This window comes from Aquaticitalea lipolytica, from assembly GCF_014641635.1.
GTDB lineage: Bacteria > Bacteroidota > Bacteroidia > Flavobacteriales > Flavobacteriaceae > Aquaticitalea > Aquaticitalea lipolytica.
In genome coordinates, this window is record NZ_BMIC01000001.1 from 1,128,961 (window position 1) to 1,145,114 (window position 16,154).

General features: G+C 29.1%; 11 protein-coding genes and 1 tRNA gene. All 12 read right to left on the reverse strand.

Annotated features, from left to right (window positions below):
- The 12 genes from IEW41_RS05260 to IEW41_RS05325 all read right to left on the reverse strand — a co-directional run bounded on the left by IEW41_RS05260 (nt 1) and on the right by IEW41_RS05325 (nt 16,080).
- The gene (locus IEW41_RS05260; RefSeq protein WP_188605249.1) at nt 1-1,953 is read right to left on the reverse strand and encodes a T9SS type A sorting domain-containing protein; all 1,953 of its coding nucleotides are present in this window, start codon (nt 1,951-1,953) and stop codon (nt 1-3) included.
- A 29-nt stretch (nt 1,954-1,982) separates the two neighbouring features.
- Nucleotides 1,983-2,426 carry a response regulator gene (locus IEW41_RS05265; RefSeq protein WP_188605250.1) on the reverse strand — a complete coding sequence of 148 codons (444 nt, stop codon included), beginning with the start codon at nt 2,424-2,426 and terminating at the stop codon, nt 1,983-1,985.
- An 8-nt stretch (nt 2,427-2,434) separates the two neighbouring features.
- Entirely contained in the window at nt 2,435-4,288 is a 1,854-nt protein-coding gene (locus IEW41_RS05270; RefSeq protein WP_229660171.1) for a PAS domain S-box protein, read from the reverse strand.
- Nucleotides 4,272-4,697: a DUF7793 family protein gene (locus IEW41_RS05275; RefSeq protein WP_188605251.1), complete on the reverse strand. Its 426-nt coding sequence runs from the start codon at nt 4,695-4,697 to the stop codon at nt 4,272-4,274. The genes IEW41_RS05270 and IEW41_RS05275 overlap by 17 nt, the downstream gene beginning before the upstream one ends.
- The gene (locus tag IEW41_RS05280; protein ID WP_188605252.1) at nt 4,698-5,111 is read right to left on the reverse strand and encodes a DUF7793 family protein; all 414 of its coding nucleotides are present in this window, start codon (nt 5,109-5,111) and stop codon (nt 4,698-4,700) included.
- A gap of 186 nt (nt 5,112-5,297) precedes the next feature.
- Nucleotides 5,298-9,398 carry a sigma 54-interacting transcriptional regulator gene (locus tag IEW41_RS14545; protein WP_229660172.1) on the reverse strand — a complete coding sequence of 1,367 codons (4,101 nt, stop codon included), beginning with the start codon at nt 9,396-9,398 and terminating at the stop codon, nt 5,298-5,300.
- Nucleotides 9,395-9,772 (reverse strand): response regulator, encoded by a 378-nt coding sequence (locus IEW41_RS05300; RefSeq protein WP_188605253.1) that lies wholly within the window; start codon nt 9,770-9,772, stop codon nt 9,395-9,397. The genes IEW41_RS14545 and IEW41_RS05300 overlap by 4 nt, the downstream gene beginning before the upstream one ends.
- Nucleotides 9,773-9,840: 68 nt before the next feature.
- Nucleotides 9,841-11,964 carry an ATP-binding protein gene (locus IEW41_RS05305; RefSeq protein ID WP_188605254.1) on the reverse strand — a complete coding sequence of 708 codons (2,124 nt, stop codon included), beginning with the start codon at nt 11,962-11,964 and terminating at the stop codon, nt 9,841-9,843.
- 42 nt (nt 11,965-12,006) lie between these two features.
- Nucleotides 12,007-14,058, reverse strand: a complete 2,052-nt coding sequence (locus IEW41_RS05310) for a PAS domain S-box protein (protein ID WP_188605255.1) — start codon at nt 14,056-14,058, stop codon at nt 12,007-12,009.
- Between the two features lie 390 nt (nt 14,059-14,448).
- A tRNA-Asp gene (locus tag IEW41_RS05315) sits at nt 14,449-14,522 on the reverse strand.
- Between the two features lie 80 nt (nt 14,523-14,602).
- Entirely contained in the window at nt 14,603-15,532 is a 930-nt protein-coding gene (locus IEW41_RS05320) for a DUF58 domain-containing protein (protein ID WP_188605256.1), read from the reverse strand.
- 2 nt (nt 15,533-15,534) lie between these two features.
- Entirely contained in the window at nt 15,535-16,080 is a 546-nt protein-coding gene (locus IEW41_RS05325) for a ClpP family protease (protein ID WP_188605257.1), read from the reverse strand.
- Between the last annotated feature and the right edge of the window lie 74 nt (nt 16,081-16,154).

The window sequence follows — 16,154 nt, forward strand, 5'->3', positions numbered from 1 at the left end:
TTAGTACTTTAAAATTTTTGTAGATTTTTTGCTATTATTTGTGTTTAAAACTATGAGGTAAACCCCATCGCTTTCATTAAAGGGAATTTCTATTCTATCTTGGTTATTTAAATTATCTTTTATCATTAAAATTTGTTGACCCATAACATTATATATTTCAACATTATTCAACTCAATATTTTTTATATTAGCTATAACTATGTTGTTTAACCCATCATAAAAAACATTAACATTCTCTATCGCTGGAGTTGAAACACCCAAGGTTGGTGTTTGAAAAACTATTGTATATCTGTCAAAATACTCTCCTATTGGTAAATTAACATTAAATGCAGATTCACTTAAATTATGATAAGTGCCTGAGTAATTATCTTTTAAGTAAACTATGTTTGTAAAATTGTTAGTTTCATCTAAAATAATTTTATGGCTTCCAGTTTCAGAAATGGTTACTCCTATTGGAAATTCCATATCATCTACAAAACTATTTACACCTTGAATTACATAACGCTTATCATAATTACTTTCAATTATAAAGAACATATCGTCATTTCTATTCCCTGCTATTAATGCATCATAACCTGGATTATATCTAGTGTCTGCTAATGATTCAGGCAAAAAGCCTAGCAGTAATTGTCTATGAAAACCTTCAGGATCTTCATAGCCTAATCTTAAATATTGGTCTCCAGTTGCATCATTTGTACTTCTATAAAAAACTGCATCTCCAGACACTTCTGTTTTAAATACTCTTTGTGAATTATTAAAAGTTATACTTCCAGAACCAATTGCATCAATAAAAAATCCTTGGCCAATAGCTACGTACTGAGTTGGAGCTGTTACTGTGCCTGAATTACCAATACCATTAATTAATGGTGAAGCTATTGATGGAGGTGTACCTCCTGTAAGGTTTCTAATAGCATAACCACCTAAATAATCTGTTAAATTATGTGACGTTGATCCTCCATCAACCCAAAAATAAAGCGCATCAACAACGGTTATGTTATCTGTAATAAACTTAATAGCATCTAAAGCTGATGGATATGGATTACCTAGCAGAGAGTGTTCTCCTAAAGTTATAGGAAATGTATAATCTCCATTATTAGGTTCGCCATAAAACACATAATTTTGATTAGCAGTTATGGCATTAGTTCCTTTCATAATATAACCTTCACCTGGATATATTAAGCTGTTTTCATCTAAGTTTATCCAATCTGAATAAGAGCCACTACCTCTTGAGTATTTATATAACCATTGTGTGTTAATTGTTAATGATGTAATTACATTATTACCTCCATCTAAAATGGAAGGCAAACCATTATATGGAGAAACAGAATTAAATAAAATTTGCGTTGGATTAAAAGGGTTTATAGCCGAATCTGTACCATCAAATTTGCCTCCTAAAAGTGAAAAACTCCCTGAATTGCTTATTGGAGATGACCAATAGTTGTATTGATATGCCGAGCTATAACCTTGTTGATCTAAAATAAGCTTTCCAGATACAATGGAGTTAGAATTTACTCCTGTATGAGATTGAATAAGTTGTGCTTCTCCTAAAAGCCTTAAATCTCCACTTATAAAGTTTATAGAGTTAGCAACATTTAACTCAAAATTATCAGCAACCGAAACGCCTTTTATACCAACAGTAGTAATATCAATTTGTAAATTATACAAATTGATATTATTTGTAGTTCCAGAAATTGTCACCACGTTATTTGTTGCACTTTTAAAGTAGGTTGTGCCAGAAAGTGCTAAAGTAACTCCATTATTAACAAAGTTATTGTTTAAATAGAGGTTTCCATTAGAGTTATGAATCCCTGTGGTTTTATTAGTGTATTCATTTTCAAAATAAACATTTGTTGAAGGAGAAATTTGCAAAATGCCTTCATTAACAATCTGCGAATTTGCTTTATCAAGTTTTGAAAAAAGAAACACAATTAAGATTAAGTATTTTATTTTCATTAGCTTAGATTTGGTTTATAGTAATCTGTTTAAATTGGTTTTTTATAATTATAGTTTTTGTCTTCAATGCTTACTGTTTCTAGAATCGTTTTAAGTTTTTCGACAGTTAATGGCTTAGTAATATAACCTGAACAAAGCGACTCGCTTTTTGCTTTATTAATATCCTCAAGCGATAATGAAGAAGAAAGCATATAAATATGAATTGGCTTTGGGTCTTTTAAATCAAACTTTCTCAATTCATTAAAAAATTGAAAGCCGTCCATTTGAGGCATATTTATGTCTAAAAAAATAAGATCTGGTTTTGTTAAAGAGTCAGAATTAATGTTTAAATCTAAAATCTTTAAATAGTTAATAGCTGAAACTGCACTAGTAAACATTCTTGTTTTTAAACCACTATCATACTTCTCAATAATCTTTTGATTTACAAAAAGATCTATCTTATTATCATCTATTAGTGTTATATTATTAATCATTTTTTTGTTTAGTTTTTAATAAAATTTGGTAATGTTAATTCAAAAAACGTCCCTTCGTTTTGTTCGCTTTTTACTTTAATCTCACCATTAAAATCGTCTACAATTCTTTTAACAATATATAAACCAAGACCAGAGCCTTGCTCTTGTTCATTATCAACTCTATAGTATAAATCGAATATTTTACCTATACACTTTTCATCTATTCCAATTCCATTATCTTTTACAGTAATATTCACCTTATTCTCTGATTGATTAATTTCAATTTTTATAATTGGAGTATGGTCATTAGAAATCGGCTTGCTATATTTTATAGCATTATGAATTAAATTTTGAAATATAGAATTGATTAACTCTTTGTTTGAATAAAAAATTCCTAACTGATTAATGGTTATTTCAAATTTTATAGATTCAAAATTCTTTAATCCACTTAAAGTCTTTAAAGTATCATCAATAACTTTCTTGAAATTTATAGTATTCGTTTCTTTGCTCTTGTCCTGTATTGCTGATGCATAAGAAAGGTTATCTACCAATAACTTTCCTCTTTCTAAAGTTGTATCCAGAAGTGTTGTTAATAGCTTAACATTGCTATTTATATCCTCTCCTTTTATTAGGTTAAGAAGACCTTCTGCAGATGTAAGTGGTGCTTTAAGGTCGTGAGCTGATCGATATAAAAACAATTCTAAATCTTCTGTTTTTTGTTTTAGTTTATTTTCTAATTTTTTACGGTTAGAAATGTCTAACATCATTGCACAGTAAAATTTTTCCTTTCCATTATCCCAATTACTTATAGAAAACTCTACAGGAAACTCTTGTCCACATTTTTTAAGACCAATCATTTCAAGGTTTTCACCATTTTTATTTTCGTTTAGATGATTTTTTGCCTTTAAAAGTTCTTTTACACTAGTTATAAGATGTTGATCAGAAATTAACATAGTTAATGAGTTGCCTATCACTTCATCTTCTGTGTAGCCAAAAGCAGATTCGGCACCTTTATTCCATTCTGTAATATTACCTTTACTATCTGTTACTACTATAATACCAACATTTATTGATTGAAATATTGTGCTATATTTTGCCTCAATATGTCTTAACTCTTTTTTTATTTTTAAATCTTTCCTTAGCTTTTTAGTTACTATTGTAGCATATATTATTTCATTGTGGTTATTATATACAGGCTCTATTTTAGAAACATAGAACGTTTGTTGTCCTTTAGGTGAGAATTCAATGGTTTCAAATTCAGAAGATTCACTTTCGTTAAAAACTTTCTTTATTTGCTTTTTTACTACATTATGACTAACTGGGTTTATAAAATCATAAACATATAAACCAACAACATCATCTATAGAGGTGTTTAAAATCTTGTTTTTTGCTTTTAAAATTTTTCCAAATGAATTAATAGACAAATCAACATTTAAAAAGTTTTGTGATAAGGTTTTACCTTTTGGGTCAACCATTTTAATTGTCCCTTTTTTGTTATAATAATCTGTAATGTCATTATAAACAGCTATGTACCTTGAGATGTCTCCATTTTCATCTTTTACTGGAGTAATAGTAGTTTCCAACCAATAAAATCTGCCATCAACTAATTTGTTTGGCAAAACTCCTTTCCATACTTCTCCAGATTTTATAGTTTTCCAAAGTTTTTTATATAATATATCTGTATGTAGATGCGATTTAATTAACTCGTGCGTTTCGCCAATAATGTTATTTCTGTTAGAGCCTATTATTTCACAAAACCTGTCATTTGCATAAATAATTCTACCATATTTATCTGTAATAGATAAAATTGAATTGTTTTGAAGCAAATCAGTTAATTCATTTTCATGATTGTATAATATGTCTTGTTTAACGCTCTCCATCATAATAATCATTCTTTATTTTAATACAATATTCTAGTCCGTCTTTAAGATTATCAAAAATTTGAAATGGTGTTACTGGTTCAAATATTCTTTTATATGAGTTAATCAAAAGTTTCATTTTTATTGAATTAATAATGAATGCTTCTGATAATCTTAATTTTTTTAGGTCATTATTTCCTGCAAGCAACTTAGCTGCTGGATTTAAAATAGTTCCTTGCGAACTTCTTAAATCTATTAAAAATGGCATAGGTTTACCATTACACAACTTAACTACTGCATTTATGTAATTATCAAGAGTTTCTATTTCAAGATTTAAATTGACGTTAGTATTTCTAATTTGGCAGAAAAGAATACCATTTTCTGTCCATAATTTTGCCCTATCAAATTGTATTATGTCTTTTTCTGATGTCATTTAACTATGAGCATTAAATATTTGATTAATCTCTACAGAATATTGAAATGCGCTTTCAAAGTTTTTAAATACTTTGTTAGGTATTATTGGATCATAAATACCATGAAGTACCACAAGCATAAACTGCATAAAAGCCGAATTGACAACGAATGATTTTGATAGTATAACAGACTTAAGTTCTGTATTGTTAGCTAATAAACGGACTTGTGAAATTGTGTCCTTATTGTCTACATCACGAAAATCAATAAGTAAAGGATAGTATTCTCCATTTGATAAAGTAGTAATAGCTTTTATATAATCGTTAATGTTATCTTTTTTAATAACTTGACCATTATCGCTATTTTGTACTTTACAAAAAAGAACGCCATTGTCTCTCCAAAATTTTACTCTATCTAATTGTATTTGTTTCGTCATAACATTTTCGGTTACAAACGGAAAGTCAATTGCAATGCCAAAAAACAATTTTTGAAGAAAATAAATTTTAAGTAATTGATTTTTAGCTACTTAATAAAATCATGAAAATTGAATAAGAAAAAAATACCCACGGTATTCCGTGGGTTAAAATCCGATGAAATGTAATTTCACGGAATACCGTAAAACTTAATCAGGCTTTTTTATTCCTAATTTCTTCATTCTATCGCGCAATGTGCTTGGTTTAATTTCGAGAAGTTGGGCTGCGCCATCAGACCCATCTATTTTCCAATTACATTTTTTAAGTATTTTTATAATGTGTAGTCGTTGTGCTTCATCTAAAGTTAAAACTGTTGAAGATATTAGTTTCTCTTCGGAACCCGTTTCAAAATTTGGCAATACAAGTGTTTTGTCTTGCGATAGAATAACAGCTCTTTCAATTAAGTTTTCAAGCTCTCTTATATTTCCTGGCCATGAATACTCTTGCATATTTCGCTTTGTTTCTTCAGACATAAACTTAATATCTTTATTATAAGCTTTACTAAACTTATCTACAAAGTGCTCTATTAATATAGGAATATCTTCAACTCTATCTCTTAAAGGTGGAACTACTATAGGAAATACATTAAGTCTAAAAAATAAATCTGATCTGAATCTTTTTTCTTCTACTTCTACTTTTAGATTTCTATTAGTAGCTGCAATTATTCTAATATCAACTTTTTGTGTTTCAGTACTACCTATTTGCTCAATTTCCGATTCTTGAATAGCTCTTAATAGTTTAGGTTGCATATCTATAGGTAACTCACCAATCTCATCTAAAAATAACGTACCACCATCGGCTAATTTAAACTTACCTATTTTATCGTTAATTGCTCCTGTAAACGATCCTTTTTTATGACCAAACAACTCGCTCTCAATAAGCTCTTTTGGTATAGCAGCACAATTAACCTTTATTAGTGGTTTATTTTTTCTTGGACTTGTATTATGAATTGCTCTTGCTAATAACTCTTTACCTGTACCAGACTCTCCTAAAAGTAACACAGTAGCATTAGTAGCAGCAACAAGCTCAACATCTGTAAGCACATTGCTAAAAACTGCGCTACCATAAACCATTTCTTCATAGTTAAATACTAAGTCTATCTCTTCTCTTAAGTAGACATTTTGTTCTTCTAGCTCTTTTTTTAACTTATTTAATTCAGTATTAACTTCTAAAAGTTTTTCATTTGTTTTAACAAGCTTGCCTTCTGCAATATTTCTCTCAGTGCTTTCTACCATTAAAGACACCACATTTGCAATTGAAGTTGCAAAATTTTCTTCCTCATTATTAAAAACTCTTTTATCATTAGAACTCTCAAAACTAATAATACCATAATGATCATTTTTACCATGAATAACAACATCTAATCTTGATGATATATTTGATGGAATGTAAAAATCTTTAGCAAAAGGTTTTGTGATAGGATTATTACTTACATCTGCTATATTTATTGAGGTTTCATTCTCAAACACATTAAAATATGCTGGGTAATCTTCCTTTTTTATAACTAACCCATTTTGATCATAAACATTTTCATCAGCATTATAATAAAGTTCGCTCAATAATTCGGTTTTATCATTCTCAAACTTCCATAAAGTAACTCTTTCAACATTTAATGAATTAGCTGAAACTTTAGCAATCTTTTTTATTGTAGAATTAAAATCTCTACCGACATAACCAACTAATTTTAAAATGGTGTTTTTTCTATCTAATGCTATTTCTGCAAGGTTTTCAAGTATTCTTTTAGCTTTATCTTCTTCTGTAACATCTTTTATGGTACCAAATAAAGCAATAACTTCTCCTTTATCATTTAATATATTTCCTGATAAAAAAGACGCTAAAAACTTGTCGCCATTTTTTTTAAAAAACTCAAGCTGAAAAGACTTCGTCTCTCCTGAAGCTACTTCATCTTTAATCTCCAGCATTAATTCTAAGTCTTCCATTTTAGCAAATGGATATGGCAAATCTAGCCCAATAAGTTCTTCTTTTTTATAACCAAGAATTTCACTTAATGAGTTATTAACCATGATAATTTTACCACTGAGATCGACAATTAACAAGCCTTCCTGCATAGACATTATCAGTTTATCTGAAAACTCCTTGGCAGCTCTTAATTCTTCTCTAGCTTTAACTTTTACAGAAACATCTTCAATTGACGCTATAAATGCAACACCTTTATCATTTTCATCTTTTACAGATGAAATAGAAATCTGAACAGGAAAACGCTCACCGTTTTTACGTTTAAACACTGTTTCTCCGCTTTTGTCAATGCCAATTAGTGTTTTTTCAACTATATCATTAATTTCATCATAATATTCTGGAGGCCAATATGGAAATGGTGGAGAAATTCCTAATAATTCTTTTTCTGAATATCCAGTCATTTTACATAATGCTGGATTTACATGAATATGTTTTGTGTTTGCATCAATAACAGAAAGTCCATGCTGCATACTGCTGATTAAGCTTTCTGAAAACTCTTTAGCTGCCTTTAAAGCAATTTCACTTTGTTTGCGCTCGGTAATATCTTGAATTGTACCAAAAAAATTAATTGCCTCTCCATTAACATAAACAACTTCACCAATGCCATGAATCCATTTTAATTCTTTTTTGTTTTTGGTAAGTATTCTATATTCTACATCAAAAATTTCTCCTGTTTCTACACACCTATCTAATACTTTTTTATTACTATCTGTATCATCTGGATGTGATATGGTTTTCCAAACATCTAATGTTATTACTGTATCAGATTCAACACCTACAATCTCTCTATAGCTAGATGAGCCATGTACAATTTGTGCTTTAAAATCATAATTATAGCTGCCAATTTTTGCTAGTTTTTGAGCTAATAAGAGCGATTTTTCACTTTCTTGTAGTTTTAGTTCTGCTTTTTTACGCTCAGTAATATTACGTATAATACCAAGAATTCTTCCATCTGTTTGAAGTTTTGCCGATATTTCAGTGTCTATTAATGTTCCATCCTTGCAAATTAATTGTCTTTCAAAAAGCACAGGTTTTCCTTTAAGTATTTTTTCGTGCCTTTCTGGGCTAGCAATAAAATCACCTTGAATTATGTTTTGTATTTTTAATTTTGAAAACTCGTTTTTTGTATATCCTAAAACTGTATATGCAACTTTATTAAAATCAAATATGTCGCCTTCTAAAGAGTATGTAACAATAGCATCACTAGCTTGATTTACTAAAGACTTATAAGACTCATCTCTTTTTTTAATTTCTGCTACAATTTTTGCTTTTTCAATAGCAACAAGAGCTAAATTAACAACGTAATTAAGATCAACTATCTCTTCATCACTTGGCGAATTTACCTCTTTGCCATAAATGGCAAATGTTCCTAAAACAATATTATTTTTTGAAAGTATTGGTATAGACCAACACGATTTTAAATTATGTTTTAAGGCAATATCTCGATAATCTTCCCATAATTTATCTTTACTAATATCTGAAACTATAACAAGCTTTTTAGTAAATGCAGCTGTGCCACATGACCCAGCTTTTTTGCCAATTTTGGCGCGTTTTATTGCTAAATTATAGGCTTGTGGCATAGAAGGTGCCGAAACAAGTTCTAAATGAATTCCGTCTTCATTCATTAAGCTTATAGAAGCTTGGTAATTTTTATGATTAGATTCGTAGTTTAAAAGTATATGATCAAAAACCTTACTTAAAGGTGTACTATGTGCTATTAAATCTAAAACTTCATTTTTATGAATTAATAATTTTTCAGCCTTTTTTCGTACTTCAATTTCTCTTTCAAGGTCAAAACTTTTTTGTTCTAACTTGTTTATAAGTCGTTCGCTATAAAGTTTTAGTACATCTTCATTCGTTATTTTATCCCTTTTAACTTGTTTAGTTGGTTTGCTATTTTTACCTAAAATATTCTTAACCGTTGATATTACTTCATCATGATCAATTGGTTTTCTTAAATATTTGGCCGCTCCAAGTTTTAGAGCAAAGTCTTCATCTAATCTTTCTGTATAGGTTGATGTATAAAAAACAAAGGGTATGTTTTTAAATAATTTTTCTTCTTTACAGGCTTGACAAAACATAAACCCATCCATTACAGGCATTAAAATATCTGAAATAATTAAATCTACATTATTGTTTTCGTATAACTTTTTTAATCCTTCACTACCATCATTTGCCTCAATAACATGATAACCTACTTCTTCAAGAATAACGCGAAGGAGATATAAGTTTTCATAAGTATCATCTACTATTAAAATAGTTTTTTTAATCATTTTCCTTTTTCATTAATAATGCTTCTCATTTGATTTACAAATGTGTCTGGGTTTATTGGTTTCTCTAAATAACCATCTGCTCCAGACTCAATAGCTTTTTCTTTATCGCCTCCCATGGCATAAGAAGTTACTGCAATAATAACTGTGCTTTTAGGCAAGCCATTATGGCTTAATTTATTACATATTTCGTAACCATCCATATCTGGTAATTGAATATCAATTAAAATAATTTCTGGATGGTGTTTATGCGCCAAATCCAATCCGTCTTTTCCATTAAAAGCTTCAATTACATTGTAATTGTTTTTTTGGAGCAAATATGATAACATGTACATATTTTGCTCATTATCTTCAATTATTAATACAGTAGATTTCATATGTAAGCAATGTTTTTTTTTAAATATAATAAATTTATATGTTCTATAAGTTATTTATTATCAAATAGTTATAAAGGCAGCGTAAATGCAAAATTACTTCCTTTACCTATTTCACTTGTTACTTGAATTTTCCCTCCTAATTTCTCAACTAAACTTTTACAAATGGCTAATCCAAGACCTGTACCTTCATGACTTCTTTTTAACCCACTTTCTAGTTGAATAAAAGGCATAAATAATTTATTTTGATCTTCCTTGCTTATACCAATACCATTGTCTATTATTTGAGTGGTTAATACATTTTTGTTTACATCTACTTTTACTATTATTTTTCCTTGATTTGAAAATTTGATGGCATTTGAAATTAAATTCAAAACTACTTGTTCTACTCTTCTTTCATCACTATTTAGCGTAATTTTTGTTTCTGAAAACTCGGCAATTATTTGAAGCCCTTTTTTATTGGCTTGTGGAGATAAAAACTCTATAGTATTTTCTAATGTTGATAGATAATTAAATGGTGCCTTAGATACATTTAATTTACCTGCTTCTATTTTAGAAATGTCTAAAATATCATTAATTAAACCTAATAAATGTTGCCCACTGTTTTTAACCATGAGTAATTGCTTTTTTTGTTCATCATTTAATGGACCAGCAAACTCTTTTAATAAAATACCAGTAAACCCTATAATGGAGTTCATAGGTGTTCTTAATTCGTGCGACATGGTTGCTAAAAAGGCTGATTTCATTAAATCGGCAGATTGCGCCTTTATAGTTTCTTTTTCTAATTCTAAAGATTGTAAGTTTAAATCTTCTAAGAGATTTAATAGTGCTTCTTTACTTTCATTAAGCTCTTCAGTTCTTAAATCGACTAATTTCTCAAGATTGTTTTTATAAATTAATAGCTCTTTTTCGCTTTCTATTCTATCAGTAATATCTGATGCTATTCCTACAAACCCATAAATATTATTATTTACATCTATAAGTTTTGTTACTCTTCCTGCTAGCCAAGTAATTTTTCCTTTTTTATCCTTAAATCTGAATTCTGAATTAAATATGGCGTTTGTTGACATTGTCTTTTTTAATTCAGACAAGACTCTTTCTTTATCTTCTGGATAAAAAGCGTTTTCCCAACCAAGTCCCATTGCTTCATTAAAACTCATTCCAGAATAATTCATCCATTCTTCATTAACATAAGTACATTCACCTGCTTCATTAATATTAAAAATTGCTACAGGTGCATTGGACGTAAGATTACGATACAACAACTCACTTTTTCTTATTTGTTCTTTAGAGCTTTCATGAATTAATTTTAATTGAGATTCCTGCTCTATTAGCTTACTATTAATTATTTCGTTTAATCGTTCTGATTGTCCAATAAAATACCAAACTATCCAACTGGCTAAAATAGAAATTACAAACCCAAATACTGAAAACCATATTGCAGTATTAAAGGGTATCTCTCTTGGCACAACATAAAGTTTCCATTCGCCATAATCCATTTCTATTGGTACAGCGTATTCTTTTAAAGATGCCATATTATTCTTTAAAAAGAACTCTTCTTTACCTGTTTCTAAATTTACTCTTGACAATTGATAATTAAATCTATTATCGTTTGAAGGGTCTATATTTAAGTCATTAAAAAAAGTAGACATTTTAGTAACTACTGCAGAGAATCCAGCGAATTTGCCATCTATAAAAATAGGCTGTCTACTTATCATGCCTATACCACCTTGTTTTAAGTTAACTGGGCCTGCTATAAAAAAATCTTTCTTTTTTATAGTTGCTAGTGCTCCACTACTCGCTTCAATACTATTTAAAATATTAAAACCTATAACTTCATTATCTTTTAATGGATACACATGTGTAATAAATCCGTTAGCATCAACCAATTCTACAACATCAAAATATTTGCTTCTATCTAATAATTCTATTGCTATGTCATCAAAATCTGACGGAATTCCGTTTCTTTCTACAATGTAGGCAAGAGATTTTGTAGCAGAATAACTAAACTTAACTAATGCTTGTAGCTTTTCTTTAATTAAACTTACTTGAGTATCTATTTCTTTTTTTTGCTCATTTTCGTTTATTAAATATTTCTGAAAAGCAATATATTGAGTACTAAAAAGCAGTATTGCAAAAGTAGCAAGACCACCTACTATAGGGTTTTTAAAAGTAGAATTAAAAGTGCGTTTCATATTAAAATAAAATCAAACAGGTTTATTATTTTGGTTGTTAGTTTAATTTTCATTTTTTGATTTTAATTCTTTAATAATATTTTTTAGTTCTTTCATTTTCAACTCTCTACCGACAAATAATTTATTCATTCGTTGTAATTCGTTATTTTTTAAACTTACCTCTTCAGTTCTAATTTTAACTAGTTCTTCTAATTGATTTCTGTGTTTTTCTAATTCGACTTCTACTTTTTTGCGTTCTGAAATATCTCTTATAATTCCTATTAAAAATTTATTACCTTTTTCATCTATAAATCTAGATTTCTTTGTAGAAATAATCTTCTTATCCAAACCATCTATAGTCAAACTTTCTTCATTAATATTTTCTTCACCAGTTGAGAGTACTTGCTTATCAATTCGTAAAAACATTTCCATTTCTTCAGGTGCCACATCTTCAGCAAGTGTTTTGCCTATTATGTTTTCTTTAGAAAGATTAAAAATATCACAAAAAGCGTCATTTACCAGAAGTAATCTGCTTTGTTCATCTTTTACAAATATTGGATCTCCTACATTATTGATAATATTATCAAGATACTTTTCATTCTTTTTAAGAAGATCTTCCGCCTTTTTACGTTCAGTAATATTTGTTGCTACAATTCCTAAAGCTAACGGTGTATTTTTAATGCTATCTGATATTAAAAAACCTGACATTTCAATTGGGATTAGATCTCCTGTTTTAAAGTTTTTTAGTTGAACTTCTCCATTCCATCTTTTTTTAGTAAAAATGTTAGGCATGTGTTCATTTAAAATAGTATCATGGTAATGTTCAGGGAAAAAATCTTTAATATTATTAGGCATGGCCTCTTCGGCACCTAAACCTACCATTTTTCTACCCAATGTGTTTAAATAAATAGGATTGCCTTCTAAAGTAGCCAACCCAATAAAATCGTCGCTAGTTTCTATTAACGAAAGTAACATTTGATTGTTCTCTTCTGAAATTTTACGTTCTGTTATATCAGTAAAATAAATGGTTAAACCGTTTTTTGATGGGTAAATCCTGTTTTCAAACCACTTTTGAAAAGGCTCGTAAAACTCTTGAAAATATATTGTTTTTTTTGTTTCAACAGCTTTATAATAAGCATTGTAAAAAGGCAATCCAACACCATCTGGAAACTCTGTCCATATATGTTTACCAATTAAGCTTTGTGGGTTTCTTCCTAAAAACTCGCCAGCTTTTTTATTTACAAAAGTATAACACCAATTGGTATCTAAAGAAACAAAACCATCAGAAATATTATTTAATGTAGTTTCCATATTTGAAACTAATTTTTTTTCAGACTCTTCTTTTTCTTCTTTAAGCTTAAAATACTTGTCCCTGTATTTAAGTATTGAAAATATATTTCTATTTTGATTTGCAATAAAATCATTCCTCTCCTTCTCATTATCTAGATACTTTAAATACCAGTAAAGTATTAATGAAAAAATAAAAGCCGCAAAAGTTTTACCTATAACATGACCAATTAAAGACGCCGTAAATTCAGGGTCATTATATTTTATAATAAAATTGAAAGCTAAAGAGTCGAAAAACAAAATAGACGTTAGTGATAGTAATAGAATTAAAAAGAAATAACGCTTATTTATTTTAGTAATTAGAAATTGATATAGAATGACTAATAAAACAAAATCAATGAATAAAATAATAGTGCCAATAATAAAATATTCATAGTCTATACTAAATACAGGGTTTGTTGAATTTTCATTAACCAGCCCTAAAACACTTTCTTGAACATTTGTAATTTCAGTTAAAGCAGATAACAAAAAATTTGAAATTACTATACCTATAATTAGAGTTCTTGCCTTTAAAACACCCTCTTTAATATAGATTAATAATATTGCAAACAATACTGCAGAAAAAATAATTATTGAACTTGGGTAAATAGGATATTTTTCTAAAATTTCAAATCTAACAACTGAACTTGAAAAAGCTTGAAGGTATTGTACTGCTCCAAGTAAAATAAACAAAGGAGCTAACCCTATTTTTGATCTAAACCTAAATAATAATAAGATACTTGAAGCAATGAGTATAAACTCAGCAAGTATGGCTAGATATATGTGCATTATAAAAAAATATTAAAAAACTTAAGTTAGGGTAATAGCAAGCCCTATAGATAAAATAAGCATCTATTTATTACAAGGGATTAAAAATTACTCTTCTAAAGTTAGGAATATTTTTTGTTATAATTCAAAGCATCATAGTTATTTACAAAAAACATTTTAACATGTAGGATGTTTCTGTAAGACTTTATTTGCTTTCTGTAGTAAATCCATTAAGATTCATTAAAAACAAAAAAGCATCCCGATTTTCTTAAAAAGAAAAAAGGAAAGCTTCTCATTGGAATACCAAATTACTTTGGTATAACTACTTCTCGAATTTTACTTCGAGAACAACACAACTTCTTTAATTTGCCAAAAAAAGCCCTAATCTCTTAGAGCTTTCTAGCAATCTTGCGGTCTGGACGGGACTCGAACCCGCGACCTCCGCCGTGACAGGGCGGCATTCTAACCAACTGAACTACCAGACCGTTGCATTATTGCGGTTGCAAATATACGCTCTGTTTTTTATAACACAAACATTTTTAAAGTTTTTTTAAAAAATATTACATTACTTAAATTTACTGCGCTCTACCATGTAGGTTGTCAGTATTTTATCAAAACTTTTATTTATATCTGCTTCAACATATTTTATTTGATATTGCCCACATTTAAGTCTTAATTCATTAAAATAAGACTCAACAGAAGTTTCATAAGATTCTTTTATGGTGTCTGGATACAAGTTTATATGTTCTCCAGTCTCAACATCAATAAAACGTTTTGGTGTATTATCAAAATCGAATTTTAATTCCTTTTCTTTATCAAACACATGAAATAGCACCACCTCATGTTTATTATGTTTTAAATGGCGTAATGCTTCAAATAGTTTTGTTTCGTCTGTTGAAGTTTGAAACATATCGGTAAAAAAGAAAATCAATGAACGTCGATGAATTTTTTCAGCAATTTGGTGTAAATAGGTGTACGTTTCTGTTTGCTTATTTAAAGGCTTTGAAACTGCTGTCTTACTTAACTGACTCAATAGCATTTGATGATGTCGTTCACTACCTTTTTCTGGCGAATAATAGTCGTAAGCATCACTATAAATACTCATTCCTACTGCGTCGCGTTGTTTTTTGAGTATATGCATTAAACTTGCTGAAGCTAATGCCGAAAAAGCAATTTTATTTAATTTACTAATCGAAAATTCCTTCATTTTCGGATAATGCATCGAACTACTGTTATCAATAATTAAATGACAACGCAAGTTCGTTTCTTCATCATAACGCTTAGTAAACAACTTGTCAGTTTTAGCATATAATTTCCAATCTATATGCTTTGTGCTTTCACCTTGATTATAAATTTTATGCTCAGCAAATTCAGCCGAAAACCCATGGAACGGACTTTTATGCATCCCAGCAATAAAACCCTCTACCACTTGTTTGGCGAGTAATTCGAGATTTTTAAATCCTCCAGTTTTATTGAGTTCTGCTTGTAAGTTCATTATTATTTTAAAACTTTGTCAACGATACCATATTCTACAGATTCATCAGCTCCCATCCAATGGTCACGATTAAAATCTTTCATAATTTTTTCAACTTTCTGACCACAATTGTCTGCTAATAATTGAGCACTTAATTCTTTAGTTTTCACAATCTCTTGAGCTGTAATTTCTATATCACTAGCTTGCCCACGTGCTCCTCCACTTGGCTGATGAATCATTACTCTAGCATGAGGTTGTATAAAACGTTTTCCTTTTGCTCCTGCAGATAAAATTATAGATCCCATAGATGCCGCAAAGCCTGTACAAATTGTAGACACATCGCTTTTAAGAGATTTCATACAGTCGTAAATAGCAAAGCCAGATGTTACATAACCTCCAGGACTATTAATATATAGGTGAATATCTTTTGTTTCTAATGCATCTAAATACATTAATCTGTCTATAACGTGCTTTGCAGATTTATCATCAACCTGTCCCCAAAGAAACACTTTACGTTCTTCTATCAATTTGCTATCAATAGCATCTTGTATTTTAGTTTGTTTACTCATTATTCTAAATTTTCTTCTAAAATAAAAAAAGGTTTACCATTACAGCAAACCTTTTATCATTTCTTTATGTTTAT